6 protein-coding genes are annotated in these 6,971 nt (G+C 67.5%); 3 read left to right on the forward strand and 3 right to left on the reverse strand.

Going from position 1 to position 6,971, the window contains the following annotated elements; genetic code table 11:
* Positions 1 to 41: 41 nt before the first annotated feature.
* From AC0Z2B_RS21645 to AC0Z2B_RS21655, 3 genes are all read right to left on the reverse strand, one after another.
* Positions 42 to 1,085 (reverse strand): Gfo/Idh/MocA family protein, encoded by a 1,044-nt coding sequence (locus AC0Z2B_RS21645; RefSeq protein WP_476299304.1) that lies wholly within the window; start codon positions 1,083 to 1,085, stop codon positions 42 to 44.
* A gap of 88 nt (positions 1,086 to 1,173) precedes the next feature.
* Complete coding sequence (locus AC0Z2B_RS21650) at positions 1,174 to 3,678, reverse strand: ABC transporter permease (RefSeq protein ID WP_476299306.1); 2,505 nt, start codon at positions 3,676 to 3,678, stop codon at positions 1,174 to 1,176.
* Between the two features lie 4 nt (positions 3,679 to 3,682).
* Positions 3,683 to 4,366 carry an ATP-binding cassette domain-containing protein gene (locus AC0Z2B_RS21655; protein ID WP_473005954.1) on the reverse strand — a complete coding sequence of 228 codons (684 nt, stop codon included), beginning with the start codon at positions 4,364 to 4,366 and terminating at the stop codon, positions 3,683 to 3,685.
* Positions 4,367 to 4,376: 10 nt separating this feature from the next.
* Between AC0Z2B_RS21655 and AC0Z2B_RS21660 the strand changes: the two genes are divergently transcribed.
* The 3 genes from AC0Z2B_RS21660 to AC0Z2B_RS21670 all read left to right on the forward strand — a co-directional run bounded on the left by AC0Z2B_RS21660 (position 4,377) and on the right by AC0Z2B_RS21670 (position 6,437).
* Positions 4,377 to 4,982 carry an arylesterase gene (locus tag AC0Z2B_RS21660; protein ID WP_416423303.1) on the forward strand — a complete coding sequence of 202 codons (606 nt, stop codon included), beginning with the start codon at positions 4,377 to 4,379 and terminating at the stop codon, positions 4,980 to 4,982.
* A 57-nt stretch (positions 4,983 to 5,039) separates the two neighbouring features.
* On the forward strand, positions 5,040 to 5,327 hold the full coding sequence (locus AC0Z2B_RS21665; RefSeq protein WP_416423304.1) for a hypothetical protein: 288 nt from the start codon (positions 5,040 to 5,042) through the stop codon (positions 5,325 to 5,327).
* 99 nt (positions 5,328 to 5,426) lie between these two features.
* Positions 5,427 to 6,437, forward strand: coding sequence for a L,D-transpeptidase family protein (locus tag AC0Z2B_RS21670; RefSeq protein ID WP_416423305.1), 1,011 nt, complete (start codon positions 5,427 to 5,429; stop codon positions 6,435 to 6,437).
* Positions 6,438 to 6,971 lie beyond the last annotated feature (534 nt).

Raw genomic sequence — 6,971 nt, forward strand, 5'->3', positions numbered from 1 at the left:
GAGGGTTGGAATGCCATTCTGCCTGCTTGCCGGGGTTATCGCTACAGCGTCGCTGGCGCCATGGTTCGGCCTTCAGTGGCGGCCCGTTGCGCGGCCTGCACCAGGGCCAGGGTGCGCGCGGCGTCGGCGGCCGTGACCAGTGGCGCGCAGGCGCGGCGGGCTACCTGTACCAGGTGGCGCAGTTGGTTGTGCATGGCCAGGCTGTTGTCGGCCTGCTCCTGCCGGCACAGCAGCGGCGAGTGCCAGCCCCGGGCGTCGCCGTACTGCCACAGTTTGAGTTGCGGCAGGCTCAGCGAGCCTTCGGTGCCGGCCAGCAGCAGGCAGGGCTGCTCGGGTTGCTGGGCGAACACCGCCGGGTTCTCGCCGGCGTTCTGGTCCCAGCCCCAGGGCGCGGCGGTGGCGTCGGAGCCGGTGAGGGTGCCCAGCGCGCCGTTGGCGAACTGCAGCAGCAGCGCCGCGCTGTCTTCCACCGGCAAGTCGCGGGCCAGGTGGCTGGTAATGGCCTGCACCTCGCTCACTTCGCCACACAGGTAGCGCATCAGGTCGAGGTCGTGGATCAGGTTGATCAGCAGCACGCCGGCGCCGGGCTCGCGGCGCCAGCCGACGTCGAAGTAGGCGTCGTCCTTGCGCGTCTGCCACAGCCCGGTCACCGTGGTCAGCCGCCCCAGCGCGCCGGCTTCGATGATCTGCCGGGCACGGCTGATGATCGGGTTGTGGCGGCGGTGATGGCCGATCAGCAGCGGCACGCCGGTGCGCCGCTCGGCGGCGACCAGCAGCCGCGCCTGCTCCAGGGAACAGGCCACCGGCTTCTCCAGCAGCGTGGCGACGCCGGCGTCCAGGCAGTCGATGGCCGTGGGCACGTGCAGGTCGTTGGGGTTGGCGATGATCACCGCATCGGGCCGGACGCTGTCCAGCAGCGCCTGGTGGTGGGGGTAGCTGGGCACGTCGAAGTCATCGGCCAGCTGGCGGGTGAACGGGTCGGCGACCGCCACCAGTTGGGTCTCGGGCAATTGCTGCAGGTAGTGGGCGTGTTGACGGCCCATGGCGCCGGCGCCGATGAGGGCGACCCGGAGGGGAGTTGGCATGCGTGTGTTCCTGATTGTTGTTTTTGGCTGCAGGATGGTTTCTGGAATCTAGTTCCAAAAAACCATCCATGCAACCTTGCACACGCAATCAGCTGTCGCGCAGCACCGCCAGCGGGCTGGCGTTCAAGGCGCGGCGGGTGCCGAACACGCCGGCGCCGCCGATCAACAGGGCGCCCACCACCGGCAGCACCAGCAGCCAGGGGTGCGGGTGCCACTCCAGGTTGAACGCCAGGCGGTACAGCGCCAGGCTGATCAGCTCGGTGCCCAGGGCGGCCAGCAGGCCGCTGGCAGCGCCGAGCAGGCCGAACTCGATGCGCCGCGCCTTGATCAGCAGCCGGCGTTCGGCGCCTAGGGCGCGAAGCAGGGCGCCTTGACGGATGCGTTCGTCCAGCGTGGCCTGCAGGCCGGAGAACAGCACCGCCATGCCCGCCGCCAGCACGAACAGCAGCACGTACTCCACCGCCAGGGTCACCTGGGCGAGGATGCTGCGCAGCTGCTCCAGCAGCGCTTCCACCTGCAGCAAGGTCACCGCCGGGAATGCCCGCGCCAGCTCCACCACCTGCTGGTCGTGGCCGGGGGCCAGGTAGAAGCTGGTGAGGTAGGTGGTGGGCAGGTCCGTGAGGGTGCCGGGCTGGAAGATCATGTAGAAGTTGGGCTGGAAGCTGTCCCAGTGCACCTCGCGCAGGCTGGTGACCCGGGCCTGGCGCTCGCTGCCGCCGATGTTGAAGGTCAGGGTGTCGCCCAGCTTCAGCTTGAGGCTGTCGGCCAGTTTGGCTTCCACCGAGACGCCGGGGTGCTCGGTGTCCGGCACGGGGCCCCACCACTGGCCGGCGGTGAGGCTGTTGCCGGTGGGCACCTCGGCCGACCAGGTCAGGCTCAGGTCGCGCTCGGTGGCCTGGTCGCCGCGCGAATCGCGGGTCACCAACTGGCGCACCGGCTCGCCGTTAACCGCGGTCAGGCGCCCGGGGATGACCGGGAACAGCGGCGCCGACGTGGCCGAGTAGCTGGCCAGGCGCTGGGCGAAGTTGTCCTTGTCGCTGGGCAGGATGTTCAGGGCGAAGAAGTTGGGCGCGTTTTTCGGCAGCTGGTTCTGCCAGGTGTCCAGCAGTTCGCCGCGCAGCAGGGCGATTAGCGCCATGGACAGCAGGATCAGGCCAAACGCCAGGGACTGCCCGGCAGCGGCCAGTGGGTGGCGCAGCAGCTGGCCAAGGCCCAGGCGCCACGGCAGCGGTGCGCCCGCCAGCAGGCGACGCAGGCTTTGCAGCGCCAGCAGCAGCACGCCGCCCAGCACCAGCGCCGCCAGCAGGCCGCCGGCGAGCAGGGCGAAGGTCAGCAGCAGGTCCAGGCTCAGGCGCCACATGATCAGGCCCAGCGCCAGGATGGCCAGGCCGTACACCAGCCAGGTGCTGGCAGGCACCGGCAGCAGGTCGCGGCGCAACACCCGCAGGGGCGGCACGCGGCCCAGCGCCGCCAGTGGCGGCAGGGCGAAACCGGCCAGCGCCACCAGCCCGGTGCCGATGCCGGCCAGGGCGGGCAGGGCACCGCCGCTGGGGATGGCGCTGGGCAGCAGGCCCTGCAGCAGCTTGAACAGGCCCAGTTGGGCCAACCAGCCCAGCAGCGCGCCGCTGATGCAGGCCAGCAGGCCCAACACGGTGAGTTGAATGCAGAACGACACCAGCACTTCGCGCCGCGACAGGCCCAGGCAGCGCAGCAGCGCGCTGGCGTCGAAGCGGCGGCTGGCGAAGCGGCTGGCCGACAACGCCACCGCCACTCCGGAGAGCAGCACCGCCACCAGGCTGGCCATGTTCAGGTAGCGCTCGGCCTTGCTCAGCGCACTGCCGATCTGCTGGTTGCCGTCGCGGGCATCCTGGATGCGCTGGTTGGGCGCCAGGCCCGCGTGCACGGTCTGCGCGTAGGCGGCCAGGGCGATGGGCTTGCCGCGCCACAGGTCACGGAAGGTCACCCGGCTGCCGGGCTGGATCACCCCGGTGGCGGCCAGGTCAGCCTCGTTGATCATCACCCGGGGGGTCAGGCTGTAGAAGTTGCCGGCGCGATCGGGTTCGTAGGTCAGCACCCGTGCCAGGCGCAGGGTCTTGTTGCCGACGTCGATGCTGTCGCCGATCTTCAGGTTCAGCGCGGCCAGCAGGCGTGACTCCACCCAGGCCTCGCCGGGGCCGGGCCGGCCGCCCGCGCTTTCCTCGCCGTAGGGCTGGGCGGCGCTTTTCAGCTCACCGCGCAGCGGGTAGTTGTCGTCCACCGCCTTGATGCTCGACAACTGGATGCCGTTATCAGTGGCCACCACGCTGGCGAATTCCACCACCCGCGCATGCTCCAGCCCCTGCTCGCGGCCCAGGCGAATCTGCTCGGGACGTGGCGGCGTGGTGCCTTGCAGCACCAGGTCGGCGCCGAGGAACTCGGTGGCGCGCAGCAGCATGGCAGCGTTCAGGCGTGCGCCGAAATAGCCGATGGCGGTGCTGGCGGCCACGGCCACCAGCAGGGCGAAGAACAGCACCCGCAGTTCACCGGCGCGGGCATCGCGCAGCAGTTGGCGAACGGACAGGGTGAGCAGGCGCGTGAGTGGCAATCCAGCCATCGGGTCAAGGCTCCAGGGGGCCGACCAGGCGGCCGGCATCAAGACGGATCAGGCGCCGGCAGCGGTGCGCCAGGCGTTCGTCGTGGGTGACCAGCACCAGGGTGGTGCCGCGTTCCTTGTTCAGTTCGAACAGCAGGTCGCTGATGCGCTCACCGGTGTGGCTGTCGAGGTTGCCGGTGGGTTCGTCGGCGAACAGCACGTCGGGCTCGGCGGCAAACGCACGGGCGATGGCCACGCGTTGTTGCTCACCGCCGGACAACTGCCGCGGCGAATGGCTCAGGCGCTGGCCCAGGCCCACCCGCTCCAGCAGGCCGCGGGCGGTGTCGCGGGCGTCGTGGCGGCCATCGAGTTCCAGCGGCAGCATCACGTTTTCCAGGGCGTTGAGGCTGTCCAGCAACTGGAACGACTGGAACACGAAGCCCACGTGCTCGGCGCGCACCCGCGCGCGCTGGTCTTCGTCCAACTGGCTGAGGTCGCGGCCGGCCAGGGTGACATTGCCGGCGCTGGGCAGGTCGAGGCCGGCCAGCAGGCCCAGCAAGGTCGACTTGCCCGAGCCCGAGGCGCCGACGATGGCCAGGCTGTCGCCCTTGTGCAAATCCAGTGACAGTTCGTGCAGGATGGTCAGGTCGCCTTCCGCGCTGGGAACCACTTTGCTAAGGTTCTGAGCTTTGAGGATGCTGATGCCCATGGAGAATCCGATGCGAATGTTGTGGTTGAGTGCTGGCCTGGCGCTGATGGTGCTGGCGCAGAACGCAGCGGCGGGTACCGTGCTGGTCGTGGGCGATAGTATCAGCGCCGGTTTGGGCCTGGATACCAGCAAAGGGTGGGTGTCCTTGTTGCGACAACGGCTTGAGCACGAGGGTTTCAAGGATGAGGTAGTGAATGCCTCCATCTCTGGCGACACCTCGGCGGGCGGCCAGGCGCGGCTGCCGGCGCTGCTGGCGGCGCACAAGCCACAGGTGGTGATTCTGGAATTGGGCGGCAACGATGGCCTGCAGGGGCACCCGCCGGCGCAATTGCAACAAAACCTGTCAGCAATGATCGATGGCGCCCGCGCCGCCGGTGCCAAGGTGCTGTTGCTGGGCATGCAACTGCCGCCCAACTACGGCGTGCGCTACACCACTGCCTTCGCCCGGGTGTATGGCGACCTGGCCACGCAGAAGCAGGTGGCGCTGGTGCCGTTTTTCCTCGAAGGGGTGGGTGGGGTGCCGGCGCTGATGCAGGCCGATGGCATCCATCCGGCGGTGAACGCCCAGGGCAAGTTGCTGGAAAATGTCTGGCCGCAGCTAAAACCGCTGCTTTGACGCTTTTCTAGCAACCGCGTTTCGGCTAATGTGGCGCCCCCCGATCTGGAGCCCCCAATGCCGCGTCCTGCCTGGTCCCTGTTTGCGTACCAACTTATCGAGCCCGATGAGCAGCTCGATCTGTTCGCGTGCCAGGAAATTCGTGTGCACCTGATCGCCCGCCAGCTCGAGCTGGGGGGCTCGGCCGACCGCACGTTGTGTGGCACCTTGTTGCCGGCCCAGCCGCGCTGGTCCGGGGTGGCCCCGTCGATTTTCCGCGACCGGCGCCTGTGCCCGCTCTGCAAGGCCATCCTGCAGGCGCAGAAGAAGGGCACCCGCCCGGTGTGGCCGGAACTGGCCAACTGATTTTCTGTTCATCCGCTGGCCGCCCACAGGCCTCCCGGTAAGCGGGGCGTCGGTGTACAATCGTCCGATTATCCCTCTCGTTTTGCAAAGGATCCTCGGATGTTGCCGCGCTTTTCCGTCGTCACCCGTTGCCTGGCCCTGACCGCTGCCATCGCCGCCGGTCCCGCTGCGGCACTGGAATTCCCCCTGCCGCCGCCTGGCCAGGACATCGTCGGTCAGGTCCAGGTGATCAAGGCCAAGTACGAAGACACCTTTGCCGACCTGGGTGAAGCCAACGACCTGGGCTACCTGGAAATGATCGCCGCCAACCCTGGCGTCGACGCCTGGCTGCCGGGCGCCGGCACCGAGATCGTGCTGCCCACGCGCTTCATCCTGCCGCCGGGCAAGCGCGAAGGCATCGTGATCAACCTGCCTGAATACCGCATGTACTACTTCCCCAAGGGCGAGAACGTCGTCTACACCTACCCGATCGGCATCGGTCGCGAAGGTTGGGGTTCGCCGATCTCGCAGACCAAGATCACCGGCAAGATCCCCAACCCGACCTGGACCCCGCCCGCGTCGATCAAGGCCGAACACGCCGCCGACGGCGACCCGCTGCCGAACGTGGTGCCGGCCGGCCCCGACAACCCCCTGGGCCCGTTCAAGTTCACCCTGGGCATTCCGGGCTACCTGATCCACGGTTCCAACAAGAAGTTCGGCATCGGCATGCGCACCAGCCATGGTTGCTTCCGCATGTACAACTTCAACGTGCTTGAACTGTCGAAAATGGTGCCGGTGGGTACCCCGGTGCGCATCATCAACGAGCCCTACAAGTTCGGCGTGAGCGAAGGCAAGATCTACATCGAGGCCCACACCCCGCTGGACGCCAAGGGCGACCCGTCGGCGGTGGACAAGCACACTGCGGTCATCAACGCGATGCTCAACCGCCCGGACCTCAACGGCACCAATATGCAGATGAACTGGGATACCGTGCGTGACGTGGTGGCGGCCGAGGACGGCCTGCCGGTGGAAATCGCGGCGCCTGGCGTGGCGGGTTCTGCGAACGACTCGGTCATCTCCAAGGCGCCGGTGACGCCTGCGCCGCAGGTGCCGGTGCAGAAGATGGATTGATTGCCGGCTGGCATCAAGAAGGGGGAGGCCGCTGACGCAGGGTCTCCCTTTTTTGTGACCGGTGCATAGCTTGTCGTGGCGCCGCAGATCGCTTTTGCTTCCGTGAGGCCTTTGATCTTGATTGTGTGCCCCGTAAAGCGCCAGGGCCGACCGGAGGCGTTGGCCGAGCGGTCCACGGCGTAGCCGGGGAAGACGGAACCGGAGGCGCTTCTATTCCGGGCCGTCGGCCGCTTGGGCGACGCCGGAGGGAGGGGACCCGCAGCGAAGCGTAGGGACCAAGCAGGGGCAAGCCTTTTTTGCTTACTTTTTGTGGCGTTTGACAAAAAGTGAGCCGCCGTAAGGGCGGAAAGGTGATTCTGCATCACCCTTGATATTGGATATGTGCATGGCTTTCGAATCTCGCTTCTGAGGGATTCGGACATATCCATTTTCGCGGTGCGACCACCGACCGTTTCGCCCTTACGGCGACTCACTTTTTTTCAGACGCCAAAAAAAGTAAGCAAAAAACGCTTGCCCCTGCTTGGGCCCTCCGCT

It is taken from the genome of Pseudomonas sp. GYB4201 (genome assembly GCF_056312595.1).